This window comes from Actinosynnema sp. NPDC053489 (genome assembly GCF_044544865.1).
Classification (GTDB): domain Bacteria; phylum Actinomycetota; class Actinomycetes; order Mycobacteriales; family Pseudonocardiaceae; genus Actinosynnema.
In genome coordinates this window covers 476,070-495,167 of the sequence record NZ_JBITXT010000001.1, presented here as the reverse complement: position 1 = coordinate 495,167, position 19,098 = coordinate 476,070, and the positions used below count along the sequence as shown (strand labels likewise).

Genomic DNA, 19,098 nt, shown 5'->3' with positions numbered 1-19,098 from the left:
CGACCGCCACGAGCCGTGAACCTTTTCGCCGACCCCCGGCGTGCACGAGATGCCATCCCCTGTTCGAGGAGGAGAGTTGAGCAAGAGCACTTCGTTGAAGCGCGCTGTGGCGGCGATCTGCGGCCTGGCCGCGGTCGCGAGCACGACCGTCCTGACGGCGGGCACGGCGTCGGCGGGCGCCGGCACCGTCTACGTCGGCCTGTGCGTCAACGCCGACCAGGCGGTCGCGTCGGCCCGGGTGCAGGTCAACATGTCCAACGGCATCTCGTGGGTCCCGGCCGGGATCGGTCCCGGCCGGTGCATCGGCTCGTGGGTGCCCAAGGGCAGCACCTACGAGATCTGGGCGACCAACACCCGGGGCACCACCGGTTTCTGGCTGCCCCCGCGCAGCGCGGACGGGCCGAAGCACCCCTGCACCTTCGTGTGGTCCCGCAACCGCGGTGCCGACCTGGGCTGGAAGACCTCGGAGTTCTACTACTCGGAACTCCGGCAGGGCGCCTGCAAGGCGAGCTGACCCGGCACCTCACGGCCGCGCCCCGGCGGGGATCTCCTCCCACCGGGGCGCGTTCGTGCTCCCGGGGTCAGCCGACCGCGGCCAGGCCGCCGTCCCGCGACGACAGCCGGGACAGCGCGACGGCGTGCAGGTCGGCGGCGGCCAGCGTGCGGGAGGCGGCCGTGGTCGCCAGGCGCTGCGCCAGCAGGTGGGCGTCCCACGCGGTGTGCCGGCCGTCGTCGGGCAGCAGGCCGCGCAGCGCCTCCACCACGTCGTCCGGCACCTCGTGGCCGCACCGGACCAGGTGGCGCACGGCCAGCTCGGCGAGCTGGTCGACGTCGTAGTCGTCGAAGTCCCACCGCTGCGTGAAGCACGCGTCCAGCGCGCGGGGCAGCCGTCCCAGCGACGACGGCTCGCCGGACAGCAGCACGACGGGCCCGGCCGGGCCGTGCGCGACCGCGCTCGCCAGTGCCTCGACGGCCTCGGCGCGCCGGTCCGGCGAGTCGGTGGCCCAGTCGGTGTCCGCGTCGAGCAGCAGGACGCCGCCGCCCGCCTCCGCGAAGGCGGTCGCCACGAGGCTGGCGGCCTGGCCCGGCCAGCGCGGGCACAGGTCGAGGCCGAGCGACAGGCGCACGACGTGGCCGCTGTCCACCAGCCCGAGTTCCGCGAGGCCCTGCGCGTAGAGCGCGGCGACGGCGCGTCGCCCCATCCCCCGCCTGCCGGACAGCACGACGTTCGCCTGCCTGCCCAGCCCCTTGTTGGCCGCCTTCAGGCGGCACAGCTGGACCAGGGTCCGCCCGGCCGCCTCGCGCACCTCCTCCAAGCCGCTGAGCGCCGAGAACCGCTGCCACCCGCGCGTGGCCCGCACGGCGGCGACCGGGTCCGTGCCGGCGTCGGGGAGGGCGGCCCGGGGCGCGGCCTCCCCCAGCGCCGCCAGTTCGCCCGCGAGGTCCACGGCGGCGAGCCGGTTCAGCTCGGAGTCCTTCGACGGCGGCTCCAGCGCCAGGCGCGACGCCTGGTTGCCCACCATGGCCTCGAACAGCTTGCGGGCCACGCGGCCGTTGCCGAACGTGCCGTTCTTCGGGACGCGCTCGAAGTAGTCGGTCAGGGCGTCGACGGCGTCGTCGGTCAGCTCGTAGTAGTGCTTGCGGCATAGGTTGGTCGTGATGGTGACCAGTTCCTCGACGCTGTAGTTGGGGAACTCGACGGTCTTGGAGAACCGGGACGCCATGCCGGGGTTGGAGGCCAGGAACTTCTCCATCAGCTCCGAGTAGCCCGCGACGATCACCACGATCTCGTCGCGGTGGTCCTCCATCATCTTCATCAGCGTGTCGATGGCCTCCTGCCCGAAGTCCGGACCGCTGCCACCCGACTGGCTCGACAACGTGTACGCCTCGTCGATGAACAGCACCCCGCCCATCGCCTTGGTCACCACCTCGGCCGTCTTGATCGCCGTGGCACCGATGTACTGGGCCACCAGATCCGCCCGCGCCACCTCGACCATGTGCCCGCGCGACAGGATGCCCAACTCCGCCAACACCGAGCCGTACAACCGGGCCACGGTCGTCTTGCCCGTACCGGGCGGACCCGCGAACACCAGGTGCCTGCTCATCGGCGGCATGGGCAGGCCCAACTCCTTGCGGCGCTGGGTCATCTTGATGAGGTTGATCAACCCCAGCACCTCGCGCTTCACGCCGTCGAGGCCGATCAGGCCGTCCAGCTCGGCGAGCGGACCCTCCAGGGGGACGCCCATCGCGTCCCCGAGGGACCGGTCTTCACCACCGGTGTCGGCGTGGCGCTGGTCGGCGGGCTCGCGGCGCGGGGCGGGCGCGGTGTCGGCGGACCGCCGCCGCGGCCGTTGGTCGGTGGTGATCCCGGTGACCGACAACCGCTCGTGCTCCACCGCCCGGCGCACCGCGCTGCCCCCGCTGCCGGTGACGACGCACTCGGCGACGGTGACGGCCTCGTCGGTGTCGAGCAGGACGCCGTCGCCCGCGCTGTCGGTCACCTCGCAGCCGCGCACGTCACCGCGCGCCCCGCCGAGCAGGTGCACGCCGTGCCGCCTGGCACCGCGCACGCGACAGCGGAGCACCTGCACGACGCTGCCCGCGCCCGCGCGGACGCCGTCCTCGGCCGCGCCGACGACCTCGCTGTCCCGGACGGACAGGTGCGCCGCCTCGGCGCGCAGGCCGCCGCCGCGCAGCAGGGCGGAGGCGACCTCGGCGTGCGCGCCGCCGAGGACCGTGACCAGGTGTGCCGCCGAACCGGTGAGGCGCAGGTCGCCCACCTCGCCGCGGGAGTCCTCGGCCAGCGACAGGGCGACGTCGTCGCCGACCTCGACCACCGCGTCGCCCAGCACCAGCCGCGAACGGCCCTTCACCAGCACACCGGGGCCGGACTCGGGTGCGGCGCGCAGGCCCTTGAGCCGCACGTCGGACTCCGCGTCCACCAGCACCGCGCCCTGGGTCGTGCCCGACACGTGCAGCGCCGTGAACTCCGGGCGGGACGCGGCGTCCACCGCGACGCCGATCGGGGTCCCGGTGACCCGGCAGTCGTCGAACCGGGGTGACGCGCCGCCGGTGACGTAGACGGCACTGCCGCCGGCCGGGCCGAACCGGCAGCCGCGCAGCACGGGCGAGGCGCCACCCGCGATGTGGGCGGCCTGCACCCCCGAGCCGGTGAACTCGGAGTCGGTGATCACGACCTCGCCGGTGCTGCGCACGTACAGGTCCAGGCTCGCGCTGCCCTCGACCACGACCCGGCGGACCTCGGCGCGGCACTCCTGCTCCAGGACCAGCGCGGGCTTGGCGGAGCCGGTGACGCGGCAGTCCTCGAGCACCGCGCGGCCCCGGCCGTTGACGCAGACGCCGTTGCCCCCGGCACCGCGCACGGTCACCCGGCGCAGCTCCAGCGCGCCCTCCTCGGTGACCACGACACCGGTCGACGCCGCGTCCACGACCTCGCAGTCCTCCACCGTGCTCGGCGACGGTGAGGTCACCACCACGCCCGCGCCGCCGACGCCGGCGACCGCGCAGCCGTGCATCACCACGCGACCCCGACCGCGGGCGAGCACGGCCGCCCAGGACGCCGACGACACGCGGCAGTCGTCCAGCGCGACCTCTCCCCCGCGCACGTCCAGGGCGGCCAGGCCGGTGTCCTCACCGGTCAGCACGAGGCCGGAGAAGCGGGCGTCCGCGGCGACGACGGCGACGCTGCCAGCGCGGGACAGGACCTCGACGGTGCCCGGACCGTCCTCGGCGGTGATCGTGACCATCCGGCCCACCACGAGGCTCTCCTCGTAGCGGCCGGTCAGCACGCTGATCGTCGCGCCGTCGCCGGCGTCCCGCAGCGCGGCACCGATCGTGGGGTACGCGCCGGGCCGGTCCGCGGCCACCACCAGCAGTTGACGGTTCATCGCCCCTCCTCCGGCGTGGGTGCGGTCCGGACCAGGCCCGGCAGCGCGGCGAACCGGTGCGCGGCGGCCTCGGGCACGCGCACCTGCGCCGCGGTCGCGGCCCAGGTGTCGAGCTGGCGGCGCAGCGAGTTGACCGCCAGCTCGTCCAGCGACGCCCGGTTGCCGTCCACCCGGCCGGACGGGTCGATCTCGGTGGCGGACAGCTCGCGCAGCATCAGCAGGCCGCGCTCGCCCGGCCGGGGTTCCACCAGGTCGAGCACCTTGAAGCTGGTGCCGGGCACGAACAGCACGCGGTCGGTGGTCGGGTCGCTCTCCGGTTCGAGCAGCTTGGTGCGGCGCGCGGTCATCGACCACAGCACCACGTCCACCTGGTGCTCCTGCCGCTGCCGCGCGCACGGCGCGGTGAGGGCGTTGACGAAACCCCACTCGGTGAAGAACTTGCGGCCCCGGTACAGCTCCCACTCCCGCGGGGTGGGCGACGTGGCGAACACCGTCGCCCCGCGGTGGGAGGGCAGCCGGCTCAGGCCGGAGACGACGCAGCGGGCGAACGGCACGTGCGGGCCGACCGCGCCGGTGCGCAGCGGCAGGTCGAGCCCGTCGCCCTCGCCGGACAGGTAGAGCCGGATCGCCACGGCGTCGGTCAGCACCTCGCCGGACGACCGCTCCAGCGCGCCCTGGAAGCCGGGGTGCTCGGAGAGCACGCGGGTGACCGAGTTGGCCACGGCGGCGTACTCGCGGCTGAGGGTGCGGCGCAGCCAGGCGCGTTCCTCCTCCAGGCCGCGGGTGGGCACCAGCGCGGCGGCGGCCAGGTCCGGGGTGGGCTGGACGACCGAGGTCGGCGTCGCGCTGGTCGGCACGGCGCTGGTCGGCGCAGGGCTGGTCGGCGCGGCGCTCGGCGGCTCGGGTTGCGTTGGTGTGGTTCGCGGTGTGGTGGATGGTGGCGCGGGTTGCGGTGCGGAGTGCGGGCCCGCGGGCGGTGCGGCGGTGGGGAGCGTGGTCTCCGGCGCGTCGACCGCGGGCAGGTCGAAGGCGGCCGGGGGAAAGGCTTCCTCCACCACCGGAACGGACGGCTGAGGCACGGCGGGTTGAGGCACGGCGGTTGACGGTCCGGCCGGCGGCGACGCAGCCGGTGACGGCCCAGTCGGCGACCACCCGGCCGGCGGCACAGCGGCCGACGGCCCAGCCGGTGACGGCACGGCGAGCGGCGGCCCAGCGGTTGACGGCCCGACCAGAGGTGACCCTGCCGGCGGCGATCCGGCCGGCGGTCCAGCGAGTGGCGGTCCAGCGAGTGGTGGCACGGCGGGCGAGCCACCGGGGAGCGGGCTGTCGGGCAGCGAGCCGAGAGGCAGCGCGCCATGGGGCAGCGGGCCGAGAGGCAGCGGCACGGCCGGTGGTTCGCCGGGTGCCGTCACCGGAGTCGGGGAGGGCGCGTCCGGCCAGGCGCTCTCCAGGCGCATGGTCGACGCCTCGATCGACAGCGGGCCCTCCCGGGTGAGCACCGGGTGGGCGACGGGGTCGTCCGCGGTCGCCGGGACCACCGCGACGGCGGTCCCCTCCTCCACCGTGCCCAGAGCCCCGCCCACGACCTCGATCCGCCGCCGCACCACCGAATCGGCACGGACCAGCGCGCTCAGGGCCCGGGTCGCCGGGTCCAGGCGGTCGAAGACGTCCTCGGCCAGCTCCCGCACGTGCCGGTGCCCCTCCTCGAACAGCACCAGGTGCCGGGTGGCGTCGGGCACGGCCGACCGGACGGCGGCGGCGTGGCCCACCTCGTGCGGCGGGCGCAGCCACAACCCGGACTGCACGACCTCCAGCACCACGTCCGCGGAGTACCGGTAGACGGCGGGGGCGATCTCGTCCACCCCGACGAACGGCGTGCGGTGGCTGATCAGCGACGGCGGTGGCGCGGGCCGGCCCGGTTCGGCCGGGAGGTAGGCCACCTGCTCGGCCAGGGCGCGCCAGCCGAGCGCGCCGTCCGGTCGCACCGTGAACACGTCCGGTTCGGTGCGCGAGCCGAGCGGGAGGCCGGTGTAGCAGGTGACGCCCTCGCCGAGCGCGTCGGCGATGGCCTGGCCGCGCGGCACGTCGCCGGGCGTCGTGAACGGCCCGAAGGCGATCAGGCGGAGCCTGCCCCGCAGCCCCGCGGGCAGCCAGCCCCAGAAGCGGGCCACGTCGTGCGTGGTGATCGGCTGGGTACCGGGGCACCCGAGCACGACGACGCACACGTCGGGCTGGCTCGGCAGCGAGTCGACCAGCAGTTGGCGGTGCGGGCGCAGCACGTGCTCCGGCCCGCGCGGGCGCAGCCACACCCCGCCGGGCAGCGGCTCCGCCACGCCGATCGCGCTGGTGGGCATGACCTCGACCAGCGACGACACCTCCTCCCAGGTCGGGCGGGGGAACCGCTTGCCGTCCCGGGTCGGTTCCCGGCCGGGCTGGAAGCGCATCCAGCCCGTGCCCCAGCCCGAGTCCACGAACAGCGAGCCACCGACGCCCGGCAGCACGTCGCCGTCCGGGGCGACGACCGTGCGGCCGAGGCGCTCGGAGAGCCACTGGCCGGCGAGCGCGGTGGTCTCGCGGGTCCGGCCGCCGACCACGAGCCGCAGGCCGCGCCGCTTGCGCGGCAGGAGCCTGGCCGCCGCCTCCCACACCGCCATCGAGCTGTCCGGCGGGAGGTCGACCACGACCAGCTCGTGCTCCGGGTCCTCGGCCAGGGTGAGCGCCAGGTCCCGGATCTCGTTGCGCAGGGCGCTGCGGGGGTGCACCACCAGGGCGTTGCCGATCACGTGGCCGATCAACTCCCGATCGCCACCGCGGCTGCCGTCACGGCGCTTGGTCAACAGGGGCACTTCAGCCACGTCCTCTCTCGAACACGCCCACCGCGGCCCGGCTCAGCACGGGTCCGCTCGGTATCTGCGCGAGCACCTCGGCCGACACCGGCTGGGGTGGCACCCCGCCGAACCCGAGCGCCTTGACGGCCTCGTCGTCCAGGAGCCGGTACTTGAAGCCGCGGTCGGTGATCAGGTAGCGGTCGGGTTTGGCACCCGGGCCGGCGGGCGCGGGCACCGAGGCCGCGAGCAGCCCGGTGCCCGGCTTCAGGTACGCGCCGATCCGCGAGTTCATCCCGAACCAGGCGTAGTTGCGCTCGGTGGTCACCGGGACGCTGACCACGCCGCCGCCGTTGGGCTCCTGCCGCAGGCAGAACGCCCGGTCCCCGGTGGGCACCGACCTCGCGCCCAGCAGGTCGGGGATGCGCGTGGTCAGCGACGCGTCGGCCGAGCGGGGCGCGGCCGCCACCGCCGTCGCGTCGACGTCCACCGCGGGTTCGCCGCGGTCGGCGGTGAGCAGCGCGGCCTCGGTGCGCGACAGCGGGGCCAGGCCGTCGGGGCGCAGCACCGAGAAGTTCTCCACGCCGTTGCCGACGGCCTGGCGGAACACCGTGCCCACCGGCCGGTCGACGCCCCCGACCCGCAGCACGCGCCGGCCGTCGTCGGGGATCTCGGCGGGCCCCACCTCGGGACCGTCGGGCAGCGCGCCCAGCCACGCGGCGGGTGCCTCGGGTGGCGCGCCGGTGCCCAGGCCGAGCGCGACGGCGACGGCCGGTCCCGCCAGCCGCAGCTTCTGCCCCTGCCACACCAGGTACTGCCGGCCCTCCGGCGAGCCGACCCACAGGTACTCGCGCTCGCCCAGCGGGGTGGACGAGGCGTCGGGGTTGGCGTTGAGGCTCATCATCCCCATGTCCTGCGCCTCGACGCCGCCGGTGCGCGGCAGGCAGAGCAGCCACGGGGTGGTGACGAGCGCGCCCGCGTCGGGCACCGGGTCGGGCGCGTCGGCGATGCCGACCGGCGGTGCGTGCTCCAGGCCGCCGAGCGAGGCGCGCGAGATGGTCTCGACCGTCGCGCCCGCGCCCACCAGCAGCATCGCCGACGCGTGGTTGAGGACGGGGACGAGCACGCCGCGCTGGTAGACGTACCGCGCGCCGCTCTCCTTCTCCACCAGGATGGTGTTCGGCTTCTGCCACGCGGTGTTGCCGCCGGGGTTGAGCAGCCCGTAGACCCAGAACCCGACGCCGATCACCAGTGCCAGCACCAGGCCGAACGCCATCCCCATCAGCGCCCGGCGCGCCGGCGCCTCGCTGTAGTTGGTGTCACCCAGCAGCAGCGCGGCGCTCATCCGCCCGACGAGCGTCTGGTAGGCGTGGACGTGGTCCTTCTTGGTCTGCACCGCGCCTCACCCCGCCAGGCCGCGGGCCCAGGCGAACACGCCGAGCGCGTGCAGCACGAACGGCACGAGCGCGAGGCAGGCCAGGTTCTCCACCACGTCGCCCGCGTGCGGCCAGATCGGCAGCATCCTGCGGTGCGCGGGCCGCAGCGCGGCGAGCACCAGCAGCAGCGCCGTGGCCAGCAGCATGAGCACGCCGATCGCGCGGCCCATGTCGCCCATCCCGGCCAGCATGCTCAACGCGGGCAGCACCGCGCCCCACGTGCCCGCCAGCGCGAAGGAGGTGCGCTGCCCGATGTTGCGGAACTCGCGCGACCGCAGCAGCACCAGCCCGGCGAACAGCCCGCCGAGCGTGTGGTTGAGCCACGTCGGCTCGACCATCAGGTAGACGAACCCGGCGGCGAACACGACCGACGAGCCGATGGCGAGCACGCTGAGGTAGCGGTCGGCGTTGCCGGTCTGCTCCACGACCTCCGCCGCCGGCATCGGCTCGATGTCGATCTTCATCTCGTCGGCGGTGCGCGGCAACTGGGGTCCGCGCAGCCGCGCGGCGCGGGTGGCGAGCTTGGGCGCGAACAGCAGCAGGAGGAAGAACGCCGCCATCACGACGGTCGCGGTCTGCGGTCGGGTCAGCCCCACCGCGGTGTGCAGCCACACCGCGACGACGGCGGCGGACCCGGCGACGGCGGTCGCGCCGAACGGCACGATCGGCAGGTCGCGCGCCAGCAGGCGCTGCACGACCAGCAGGACGACCGAGACGCCCGCGGCGAGCGCACCGCCGACGACGACCGCGGCCGGGTCGAGGTCCACCGCGCCCGCGACGCCCGCCGTCGCGATCGCGCCCGCCAGCCCGGCGTACCCGCAGCCCGCGACACCCGTGATCGCGGCCAGCGCCCGGTCCGCCAGCGTGCGGGCGACCAGCACCGCCGCCACCGTCAGCACCAGCGCCAGCAGCGACCCGGTGACCACGGCGGCCGCGGTGCCCTCGTTCTCGAACAGCGACACCGCGATCGCGCCGAGGGCGAAGGCCGCCAGGCTGAGGAACAGCCTGCGGTTGACGGCCTCGTTCCACCGGTTGCCCTGCCGGTTGACCGCGGTCGCCATGCCCTCGGCGACGTCGTCGAAGTCCAGTTCCGGCAGCGGGTCCTCGGCGGGGACGAGGTGCAGCTGCTCGCCGTCGAGCCAGTCCAGCGTCTCGGGCGTGCCGTCGGGGTCGAACGGGGCGTCGCCGAGGCGTTGCAGGACCCACGAGCCGTACCCGTTCCCGCCGGCGGGGAGGTCCTGGTCGCGCACCACGTGCCGCACCAGCGTCGGCAGCAGCGCGGTCACCGGCGTGGAGACCGGCACGGCGAGGTCGGCCCGGCCGCTGGGGCCGAGCACCGTGATGCGGCAGAGCTCCGGGGTGGTCACGGCGCTTCGCTCCTTCCGAGGGCCCCGGCGGTGACCGCGTCGTCGCGCGGCGAGGCCGCGGGCACGTAACCGGTCTGGATCAACTTGACGCCCCGGCGGGTCACGAGCTGCGCGCGGCCGGGTGGCAGGGTGCGCGGCGGTGCCTCGCCGAGGAACTTGCCCTCCTCCTTGGGGTAGGAGAACAGCAGTGCCGGCGTGCCCAGCTCCCACAGCCGCCGCAGGACCGGGTCCATCATGCCGCGCATGGCGTTGGCGCTGCTGCGCGCCAGGACCAGGTGGAAGCCGATGTGCACGCCCTGGGCCAGCAGGGGCAGCAGGGTGTCCAGCGGCGTGCCCATGCCCATGCCGCTGGAGAGCAGCTCGTAGTCGTCCACGACCACGAACAGCTGCGGCCCCTCCCACCAGTCGCGCCGGCGCAGGCGCTCGGAGGAGATGTCCGGGCCGGGCACGCGCTTGTGCAGCGACACGGCGGCCTTGGTCGCCAGGTCGGTGAGCGCGTCGGAGCTGACGACGTGGCCGATGCGGTACTCCTCGGGGACCACGTCGTCCAGGTCCCGGCGGGAGTCGGCGACGAGGATCTTCGCCTGCTCCGGCCCGTAGCCCGCGACGATCGACCGCAGCACCAGCCGCAGCGCGTTGGTCTTGCCGGTCTCCGCGTCGCCCAGCATGAACAGGTGCGGGACGGCGTTGAAGTCGTGCCACACCGGGTTGAGGCGCTGCTCGTCCTGCCCGAGGCAGATGCGCAGGTCGCCCTCCGGGCGGGGCAGGTCGACCACCGGCAGCCGCGTCGGCAGCAGCCGCACGCCGGGCGCGCTGCGACCGGGCCAGAACGTGCGGACCTCCTCCACGGCGGACTTGGTGGCCGAGGCCAGGTCCTCGGTGTCGGAGGAGCCGTCCAGGCGGGGCAGCGCGGCCAGGAAGTGGAACCCGGAGCTGGTCAGGCCGCGGCCGGGCTGGTTGGGCACGGTCGCCGCCTTGCGGCTCTGCACCTCCGACTCCATCGAGTCGCCCAGCCGCAGCTCGAACCGGGTGCCGAGCACGTCGCGCAGCCAGGGCCGGATCTCCGACCAGCGGGTCGAGGACACCACCAGGTGCACGCCGAAGGACAGGCCGCGGGCGGCGATCTCGGTGAGCTTGGTCTCCAGGTCGCCGAAGTCCTGCCGGAGGGTGAACCAGCCGTCGATGATGAGGAACACCTCGCCGTGCGGGTCGGACACCCGGCCCTCCCGGCGCGCGGCGCGGTAGGCGGCCATCGACTCGAAGCCGCGCTCGGCGAACACCGCCTCGCGGTTCTCCATGACCTGCACGACCTCTTCGAGGGTGCGCACGACGCGGTCGCGCTCCATGCGGGTGGCGACCGAGCCGACGTGCGGCAGCCCGCTGATCGACATGATGCCGCCGCCGCCGAAGTCCAGGCAGTAGAACTGGACCTCCTCCGGGGTGTGGGTCAGCGCGAGGCCGAGCACCAGCGTGCGCAGCAACGTCGACTTGCCGCTCATGGGCGCCCCGACGACGCCGACGTGGCCGTCCGAACCGGACAGGTCCGCGACCAGCAGCTCGCGCACCTGCTCGTAGGGCAGGTCGACCAGGCCGACCGGCACGCGCAACCGCCCGCGCGCCCGCTCGTCGTCCACCACCATGCCCAGCTCGGGGTGGGGCACGACGCTGGGCAGCAGCGAGTCCAGGCTCGGCGAGTCGGCCAGCGGCGGCAGCCACACCTGCCGGGCGGCGGGCCCGGAGCCCGCCAACCGCCCGATCAGGACGTCGGCGAGGCTGGGCGCGTCCGCGGCGGGCGTCGCCGGCTCCTCCTCGGCCTCCTCCGGCTGCTCCTCGGCGGGTGCCCGCCGGATCTCGTGCAGGCGCGGGCTCGGCTGGGTGTAGAAGGGCACGACCTCGGTCGACGCCGCGTCCGCGGTGTCGACCGGACCGCCCTCGGGCGCGGTCGTCAGGCACGGACCGGAGACGTAGGCGCCCTTGAAGCGCACCAGGGTCGTGGTGTCGAACTTGAGGTACCCGTTGCCCGGTCCCGAGGGCAGCTCGTAGGCGTCGGCGACGCCGATGACGCTGCGGGACTCCATGGAGGAGAACGTGCGCAGCGCGATGCGGTAGGACAGGTGTCCTTCGACGCGGTGGATGCGGCCCTCGTCCAGGCGCTGCGAGGCCAGCAGCAGGTGCACGCCGAGGCTGCGCCCGAGCCGGCCGATGGAGACGAACAGGTCCATGAACTCCGGCTTGCTGCCCAGCAGCTCGCTGAACTCGTCCACCACGACCAGCAGCGTCGGCAGCGGTGGCAACCGGCCGCCGGTGGTGCGCGCCTTCTCGTACTCGAACAGCGACGGGTAACCGCTCTCGCGCAGGATCTCCTGGCGGCGCGTCATCTCACCGGTGAGCGAGTCCTGCATCCGGTCGACCAGCGGCAGCTCGTCGGCCAGGTTGGTGATCACCGCCGAGGTGTGCGGCAGCTTCTCCATGCCGAGGAACGTCGCGCCGCCCTTGAAGTCCACCAGCACGAAGTTGAGGATCTCCGAGGAGTGGGTGGCGGCCAGCGCGCAGACCAGCGTGCGCAGCAGCTCGCTCTTGCCGGAGCCGGTGGCGCCGATCAGCATGCCGTGCGGCCCCATCCCGCCCTGCGCGGACTCCTTGAGGTCGATCTCGACCACGTCGCCGTCCTCAGTGACGCCGATCGGCACCTGGAGCCGGGTGCGCTGCGGGGTCTTCTGCCGCCACTGGGCGTTGACGTCGAAGGTGTGCACGTCGCGGATGCCGAGCAACGTGGTCAGCTCGAAGTCGGACTCGAACGGCTGGTCCGCCACGTCCACGGTGCCGCTGGTGCGCTTGGGCGCGAGCAGCCGGGCCAGCGCGTCGGCCTGCGCCACGCTGACCGAATCACGGGTGGCGCTGCCGGTCTCCTCCCCCGCGGGGTAGGTCACCGCGTCGTCCCGGCAGGTGAGGCGCAGCACCTTCGCACCGCCGGGCAGCGCGCCGGTGGCGTCGAGCAGCACCGCGTTGCGCAGGCCCGGCCCGAGCAGCGGCGAGTGCTCCGGGATGGTGGCCAGGTGGGCGACGACCACCACGAACGGCTCGGAGACGCCGGGCAGGGCGGTCTTGTCGTGGTCGCCGCGGTCGGTGACGTCGGCCCCGAGCAGGTCGACCAGCTCGTCGTGGTCGCAGGTGAGCATGCGCAGCGGCCCGGCGGCGTCCCGCGCGGTCGGGTGCGCGGTGTGCGGCAGCCACTTCACCCAGTCCCACTCGGCCTGGTTCTGCGGCGCGGTGAGCACCGCGATCCGCAGCTCGTCGGGGGCGTGGAAGGTGACGAGCTGGGCGACCATCGCGCGGACCAGCCCGGCCGCCGCGTCCGGGTCGCCCGCGAACTCGACGCTGGTGAAGCTGCGCAGGCCCACGGAGATCGGGATGCCGGTGACGGTCCGGTAGGTCTCGCTGAACCGGCGCAGCGAGATCGCCGACAGCGGCTCCAGGTCCTCGATCGGCTTGGTCGAGGGTGGCGTGAACCTCATCGCCGCCTGCTGCGCGCCCAACCCGATCCGGACCCGGGCGAAGTCCTCGTGGTTGCCGCGCCGCTCCCACAGCCGCGGGCCGGACGCGATCGACCACAGCCACGACGGGTCAGGGTTGTTCCACGCGACCGCCGCGCGCTGCTGGTTGCCCGCCTCGCGGGCCTTGCGGCGCAGCTGGGAGATGTAGCGCAGGTAGTCGCGGCGCTCGGCGTTGAGCTTGCTCTTGCGGTCGCCGCCGTTGCGCAGCAACTGGCTGATCGCCATCGCGACCATGCCGATGGCCATCGCGCCGGACATGATGAAGATGAACGGCGAGCCGCCGCCGGAGCCGGCGGAGGAGAAGACCAGGACCATCGCCACCGGGGCGACGGCCATGGGCAGGAACATCAGCACCGAGCTGAAGTCCCGTGCCGCGGGCTCGGGCATCACCGGCGGCTCCTGCAGCTCCTCCTCGCCCTCGGGCATCTCCGGGCTGTCCAGGCGCGGGCCGCGCTTGACGGTGGAGGTGCTCACTCGATCACCCCCTGGTTGTTCAGCTTCGGCTCGGGCGACCACGCGTCGTCGTCCTGCTTGAGCAGGTCGGCCGACGTGCGCTCCTTCTCCTCGGCTTCCTCGGCTTCGGCGGCCTCCCGCTCGGCGCGGCGGCGCTCCTGCTCGGCGAAGAAGTCCTCGTCGCCCTCGTCACCGGCGCAGCCCGTGCCCGGCGGTGGCTGGAACGCGCGGGGCAGGAAGTTCGCGGGGTCCGCGGCGCGCGCCGCCCCCTGGTCGGCGGGCAGCACGTGCCGGGAGGTGTGCTTGGAGGCGTGCTCCCAGGCGGTGGTCTCCCGCAACGCGTAGTCGGGGGTGTGCGGCGCGGGTTCCTCGTCCCGCTCCTCCTCGCGCTTGGCGTGCGCGGCCGCGAACCACAGCGTGCCGCCGGCGGCGGAGACGTCCCAGGCGCTGAAGTCCTCGTCCGCGCCGGTCGGGCGGAGCACCGCGATCCGCTCCTCCTGCGGCGGCGCGACCACCTCGGCGACCGGGTGCGGGTCGGGCGGCGTGCCCGGTCGGGGCACGTCCAGCCGCGCCGCCGACACCGGTCCCCCGTCCGAGCCGGGACCGCCCGGCAGCGCCACGGCGTCCCGGTCGTCCCGGTCGTCGCGGTCGTCGCGGTCGTCCTCGCGCTCGGGCTCGGGCCCCACCGGCCGGTTCTCGTTGGACGGCCGCCTGCCCAGGGGCAGGGGCAGGGGCACCGGGACGACGGGGATGCCGACCGACGTGCCCGGGTCCTGGTCGACCGCAACGGGGTCGACCGGCTCGTCCAGCGGGGACGGCGCGTCCTGCCAGGAACCCGGGACCTCACCGAGCAGGTCGGAGGAGCCGGGGCGCTCCCGGTCGACCGGACCGGGCGGTGGGAGCGGGGGCATCAACGGCATCATCGGCACATCGGGTGGGGCCACCTGGTTCGACACCGGCGCGGACCACCCCTCGGCCCGGCCCACCGGCGTGTCGGCACCGCCCGGGTCGTCCGTCGACGGCGGTGCGCCTTCCCAGGGCTCCGCACCTTCGAAGAGCAGACCGGACGAGTCGGGGCGTTCGGCACCACCCGTGTTCGAGGGCGGGAGGGGGGACATCGGCGGCATCATCGGCACACCGGGTGCGGCCACCTGGTTCGACACCGGCGCGGACCACCCCTCGGCCTGGCCGACCGGCGTGTCGACACCGCCGGGGTCACCGGTCAGCGGCGGCAGGCCCTCCCACGGCTCCAGCCCTTCGGAGAGCAGACCCGACGAGTCAGGACGCTCGTTCCCACCACCGTTCGACGGCGAGAGCGGGGACATCGGCGGCAGCTGGGGCAGACCCGGGAAACCAGGCGACTTCACACCGTTCTCCACCGGGGCCGACCACCCCTCCGGCCGACCCACCGGCGTGTCCACACCGCCCGGATCGCCGGTCAGCGGCGGCAGGCCCTCCCACGGCTCCAGCCCACTGCCCAACAGACCCGACGAGTCAGGCCGCTCCACACCACCACCGTTCGACGGCGAGAGCGGGGACATCGGCGGCAACTGGGGCAATGCCGGGAAACCAGGCGACTTCACACCGTTCTCCACCGGGGCCGACCACCCCTCCGGCCGACCCACCGGCGTGTCGACGCCACCCGGATCACCCAGCCCAGGCGGAACAACGCCCTTCCACGGGTCCAACCCGCCATCCAGCAGGCCCGACGAGTCGGGCAGCTCCACGTCACCGCCGTTCGGCGGCGAGAGCGGGGCCGGCGGCGGAACCACCGGCAGGCCGGGCGTGGTGCCGATCTCACGCCGGTCGGGGTCCTGGTCCAGGTCGCCCGGTTGCCACTTCCCGGGGTCGAGCCGGGGCAGCTCCGGCGTGTCACCACCCGGGCCGCCCGGCAGTTTCGGCGGGTCGAACGGCTTGACGTTCGGCTTCTCGAACCCCGGTGCGCCGGCCTTCTTGTCGATCTTGTTGAACAACGGGGGTACCCCCAGGACCGGGAGCTTGCCGGGCACCTCGGGGAACTTCCCGCCGAGCGGTCCGGGGATCACCGGCCCGTCGACCGACCTGCTCGGCGGCTTGATCCCGTCGGGGTCGAAGGGCTTGAGCGGCCCGGGTCCGTCCAGGTCCAGCCCCGGGCCACCGGGCCCGTCCAGGCCGGGGACGGGAGAACCGGGCGGCCGGGTCACCAGCGTCATCGGCAGGGCGGGTTTGGTGGTTCCCCTGCTGCTGAAGGGATCGGTGTCGAGGGGGTCGAACGTGGCGCCGCCCGGCTTGCGGGTCACCACGTTGGCGGGGGTGAAGGGCACCGTGCCGGGTTTCGGGGGATCCGTGTCGGGTTGGTGGGGCCACACCTGGAGGTGGCCGGGCTCCGACAGGGACGGACGGACGGCGCTGGTCAGGACCGAGGCCCGGGTGAGCTTGCCCGGTTCCGCGTCCTCCCGGACCGTGCGGAGGAGCCCGGGGGTGGCCCTCGGGTTGTCCCCGCCGCCGTTCTCGCCGGTGGTGTCGAGGGCGTCCGGCGTGGGGATGGGCGTGAGCTTGGTGTCGAACTCGGTTTCGGCGTACTTGCCCGCCAGCACCTTCAGCACCTTGCGCAGGTCCTCGGTCATCATGTCCACGACCTGGGGGAACTTGCTGATCTCGATCAGCCCGTTGGGCAGCGTGACGTCGATGTACTCCGCGTGGATCACGGGGACGCTGGAAGGACCGTTGTAGTAGTACTTGGTGCTCTCGTAGAGCCCGTCGACGTAGGCGTTCCACTCGTTGGCCATCCGGACCACCTCGTTCGCGTAGTGCACGTCGATCTCGTGCACCGTGCGGCGCGCCCAGTCGAGGTAGTCGCCGGAGGACCACAGCTGTTCCGGCACCGGGTTCAACCGGGCCGGGCCGCCGTCGATCTGCTCGGCGTGGTTGAGGAACGCCTTGGAGAACTGGGTCATCATCACCCGGAAGGCGTCCGAGGCCCCGCCCTGCCACGGCCCGTCGTCACCGGCGAGCGCGTTCACCTGGTCGCGGATGCTCCTGCCGACCACGACCAGGATCTCCTTGGCCTCCCGGAACGTCAGAGCGGCGTTCCACAGCGTGTTCGGGTCCGAGTAACCGGCCGACACGACCTTGGAGTCGGTGCCCATCGCCGCCGTGTGCGAGATCGCCGCTTTGATGTACTTCCACGTCCAGCGGTCGTAGTCGTCCCTGGAGGTGCCGGCCCCGTCGCCGTCCGCGATGACCGCGCCGTGCTCGTCGATGATGAAGCCGGTGAAGTCGCCCGGTTTCGTTTCACCCATTGAGGAAGCCTTATCGTGTGACCGTGACTGGTGGGGTGGCCGGGACCCGGGCCCCGGTGGGTGGTGGTGGGCCGGGCTAGCCCAGGCTCGTCGCGCCCCCGACCGCGGCGATGACGGCGGTGCGGGCGTTCTCGATGTGCTCGCCCAGCCCGAGGCCGGTGGCCTTGTTCAGCTCCTCGACGGTCTCGTACTGCTTGGCCAGCCGCTCCAGCTCGTCGGCGACGGTGGTGATCGCGTTGATCGCGGTCTCCACGAAGTCCCTCGTGGTCTCCTTGATCGAGACGCCGGCGGGGCCACCGATGGACTTCAGGGTGAGTTGGCTGGCGTCGTAGAACGACCCCGGCTTGATCTCGACCTTGCCGAGCTTGTCCCGCACCGATTCCAGCATCGGGATCAGCGAGCGGATGTTGGCGGCGAACGTCAGCAGCGCCTTGGTGTCCACCCGCGTGCCCTTGGTGGGCTTCTTGTCGTTCTTCGGCACCTTCGGCGGGGGGTTCAGCCCGGCGTAGTACTCCCCCGGAGGCCCGTCCCAGTTGCCCCTCGTGGGGTCGTCCTTGATGTCGCCGTAGCCCTTGGGGCCCGCGACGATGTCCTCGATGTCCGCCACGACGCGCTCCTCTCGATCACGTTCACCGGTCGGGCGCGCGGTGCCGCCGGGGTCGGGGCCCGGCGGCACCGCGTGCTCACTTCACGCTGTAGCCGCCCCAGGCGTTGACGCCGCTGTGCTCGACCTTGAGGTAGCCACCCGTGATCTGGTTGAGCGCGACCTCCGCGGAGTTCAGGCTGTGCGGCATCCGCTGCGCCGCACCGTCCCACTGGGACTTGGCGACGAGGTACTGGTCCTTCGCGCCGTCCTCCCAGTCCTGCAGGGTGTTCATGACCTGCTGGTGCATGTTCTCCAGTTCGGCCTGCAGGCGCTTGGTGACCTCGGCCATCTGGTCGCGCACGTGGTCGGCCATGCCTCGGTCGAACGTGTACGTGGGCATCGTGCCCGTCCTTTCGTTGGCTCGGATGGGGATCGCGGCGGTCAGAGACCGGCCAGGCCCGGACCGACCGGGATCTGCGAGGCGACCGCGCGGTTGGCGTCCTCACCGGCGTTGATGAGCTGCCGGTTGCCGTTCATCAGCTCGATCATCTCGCCGAGCTTGTTGACGATGAACTGGCAGTCGTCCATCCAGGACTTCATCGAGGAGTCGAACGCCATCGAGGCGTCACCGGTCCAGGTCAACTTCAGGGCGGCGAGGCTGTCGCCGACGGTCTGGACACCGTTCCTGGCCACGCTCTGGGTGTTGGCCATGTGTCCCGCCGCCTGCTGCATCCCCGGGGTTGTGGTCGACACGGGTGCCATGGGGCATCTCCTTGGAAGAGTCGCTTTCGTTGCTGCCCGGGCAAAGCGGAGCTCGCACAGGCAAGGTCCCACCGGGTTGGACCTCATCACGGACGAGGGGGTCGCGGCAGCGGTTGGGGCGGCTCACTGCCCTTCAGATCAACCGGTGTGACACGTTCACCCTCATCGCCACCCGGCGGTGAACCCCGCTCGGACGAGGTCGGAGGTGGGATCTCCGGGCACGCCGAAAGCGCCGGGCGGTCACACCCGGCGCGCGGCGGAGCGGAGGTCAGCGGCCGGGTTCGGCCTCGGCGGCGGTGTCGGGTCCGCTGTGGTCGTCGCCGCCCCACGGGGTCAGGCGCAGGTCGGAGGCCGTCTGGTGCGCGGCGTACAGCTCGGTCGCCCGCTCGTCCTCCATCATCATGCTCTGGCGGATGAAGTCGCCCGTCAGCCGCACGGCGGCGGGCCCGTCGGGGTTGAACAGCACGTCCACGCCGTCGGCGAGCATCACCACGAGTTCGTCGAGGTCGACCTGCCGCCAGTCCGGCGAGTCGAAGCGGCGCCGGTGGGGCTCGCCGGTCGCCACGACGACGCACGGCACGCCGTCGGGCGACTCGGTGACCACCGGCCGCCCGTCGACCTCCAGCGCGATGTCGAACAGCGTGTCGCGCAGCATCAGCTGGACGTGCTCGGCCCCCGCCTCACCCAGCATGGCCAACCGGAGGACGGCGTCCAGCGGGTCCGTCGGCCCGTCCGCGTCGGACGGCACGTGGTCGGGATTCGCGCGGAACTTGCCGAGACCACCGTCCGGTTCCACCGGCCACACGCCCACGACCGCCTCGACGGGCGGCGAGTCGTCCGCCGAGGCCGGTTCCCACGCCGGGTCCACGAGCAGGAACCACTGCTCGGCGCGGGCTGGCCTGTCGGTTGCGGGTTCCATCGCGGCT

General features: G+C 73.6%; 11 protein-coding genes. 1 reads left to right on the top strand and 10 read right to left on the bottom strand.

Going from position 1 to position 19,098, the window contains the following annotated elements:
* Positions 1–76: 76 nt before the first annotated feature.
* Positions 77–514 (top strand): hypothetical protein, encoded by a 438-nt coding sequence (locus tag ACIGNX_RS01820; RefSeq protein ID WP_396535224.1) that lies wholly within the window; start codon positions 77–79, stop codon positions 512–514.
* 67 nt (positions 515–581) lie between these two features.
* Here the strand turns inward: ACIGNX_RS01820 and ACIGNX_RS01815 are convergent, their stop codons facing one another.
* The 10 genes from ACIGNX_RS01815 to ACIGNX_RS01770 all read right to left on the bottom strand — a co-directional run bounded on the left by ACIGNX_RS01815 (position 582) and on the right by ACIGNX_RS01770 (position 19,091).
* On the bottom strand, positions 582–3,908 hold the full coding sequence (locus ACIGNX_RS01815; protein ID WP_396535222.1) for a right-handed parallel beta-helix repeat-containing protein: 3,327 nt from the start codon (positions 3,906–3,908) through the stop codon (positions 582–584).
* A complete protein-coding gene (locus tag ACIGNX_RS01810) occupies positions 3,905–6,763 on the bottom strand; it encodes a hypothetical protein (protein ID WP_396535220.1) in 2,859 nt (952 codons plus the stop codon). Before ACIGNX_RS01810 ends, ACIGNX_RS01815 begins: the two co-directional genes overlap by 4 nt.
* Positions 6,756–8,129 (bottom strand): type VII secretion protein EccB, encoded by a 1,374-nt coding sequence (gene eccB, locus ACIGNX_RS01805; RefSeq protein ID WP_396535218.1) that lies wholly within the window; start codon positions 8,127–8,129, stop codon positions 6,756–6,758. Before eccB ends, ACIGNX_RS01810 begins: the two co-directional genes overlap by 8 nt.
* 6 nt (positions 8,130–8,135) lie before the next feature.
* Positions 8,136–9,536 carry a type VII secretion integral membrane protein EccD gene (gene eccD / locus ACIGNX_RS01800; RefSeq protein ID WP_396535216.1) on the bottom strand — a complete coding sequence of 467 codons (1,401 nt, stop codon included), beginning with the start codon at positions 9,534–9,536 and terminating at the stop codon, positions 8,136–8,138.
* Positions 9,533–13,564 carry a type VII secretion protein EccCa gene (gene eccCa, locus ACIGNX_RS01795; protein WP_396535214.1) on the bottom strand — a complete coding sequence of 1,344 codons (4,032 nt, stop codon included), beginning with the start codon at positions 13,562–13,564 and terminating at the stop codon, positions 9,533–9,535. The genes eccD and eccCa overlap by 4 nt, the downstream gene beginning before the upstream one ends.
* A complete protein-coding gene (locus ACIGNX_RS01790) occupies positions 13,561–16,824 on the bottom strand; it encodes a WXG100 family type VII secretion target (protein ID WP_396535212.1) in 3,264 nt (1,087 codons plus the stop codon). The genes eccCa and ACIGNX_RS01790 overlap by 4 nt, the downstream gene beginning before the upstream one ends.
* Positions 16,825–16,900: 76 nt before the next feature.
* A complete protein-coding gene (locus ACIGNX_RS01785) occupies positions 16,901–17,431 on the bottom strand; it encodes a hypothetical protein (protein ID WP_396535210.1) in 531 nt (176 codons plus the stop codon).
* A 76-nt stretch (positions 17,432–17,507) separates the two neighbouring features.
* A complete protein-coding gene (locus ACIGNX_RS01780; RefSeq protein ID WP_396535208.1) occupies positions 17,508–17,810 on the bottom strand; it encodes a WXG100 family type VII secretion target in 303 nt (100 codons plus the stop codon).
* Positions 17,811–17,851: 41 nt separating this feature from the next.
* Positions 17,852–18,172: a WXG100 family type VII secretion target gene (locus ACIGNX_RS01775; protein WP_396535206.1), complete on the bottom strand. Its 321-nt coding sequence runs from the start codon at positions 18,170–18,172 to the stop codon at positions 17,852–17,854.
* A 268-nt stretch (positions 18,173–18,440) separates the two neighbouring features.
* Positions 18,441–19,091, bottom strand: a complete 651-nt coding sequence (locus ACIGNX_RS01770) for a type VII secretion system-associated protein (protein ID WP_396535204.1) — start codon at positions 19,089–19,091, stop codon at positions 18,441–18,443.
* Between the last annotated feature and the right edge of the window lie 7 nt (positions 19,092–19,098).

Coding starts and splice junctions, on each gene's coding strand:
- ACIGNX_RS01815 (WP_396535222.1), bottom strand. CDS start 3,908: ATGAACCGTCAACTGCTGGTGGTGGCCGCGGACCGGCCCGGCGCGTAC.
- ACIGNX_RS01790 (WP_396535212.1), bottom strand. CDS start 16,824: ATGGGTGAAACGAAACCGGGCGACTTCACCGGCTTCATCATCGACGAG.
- ACIGNX_RS01780 (WP_396535208.1), bottom strand. CDS start 17,810: ATGCCCACGTACACGTTCGACCGAGGCATGGCCGACCACGTGCGCGAC.
- ACIGNX_RS01775 (WP_396535206.1), bottom strand. CDS start 18,172: ATGGCACCCGTGTCGACCACAACCCCGGGGATGCAGCAGGCGGCGGGA.
- ACIGNX_RS01770 (WP_396535204.1), bottom strand. CDS start 19,091: ATGGAACCCGCAACCGACAGGCCAGCCCGCGCCGAGCAGTGGTTCCTG.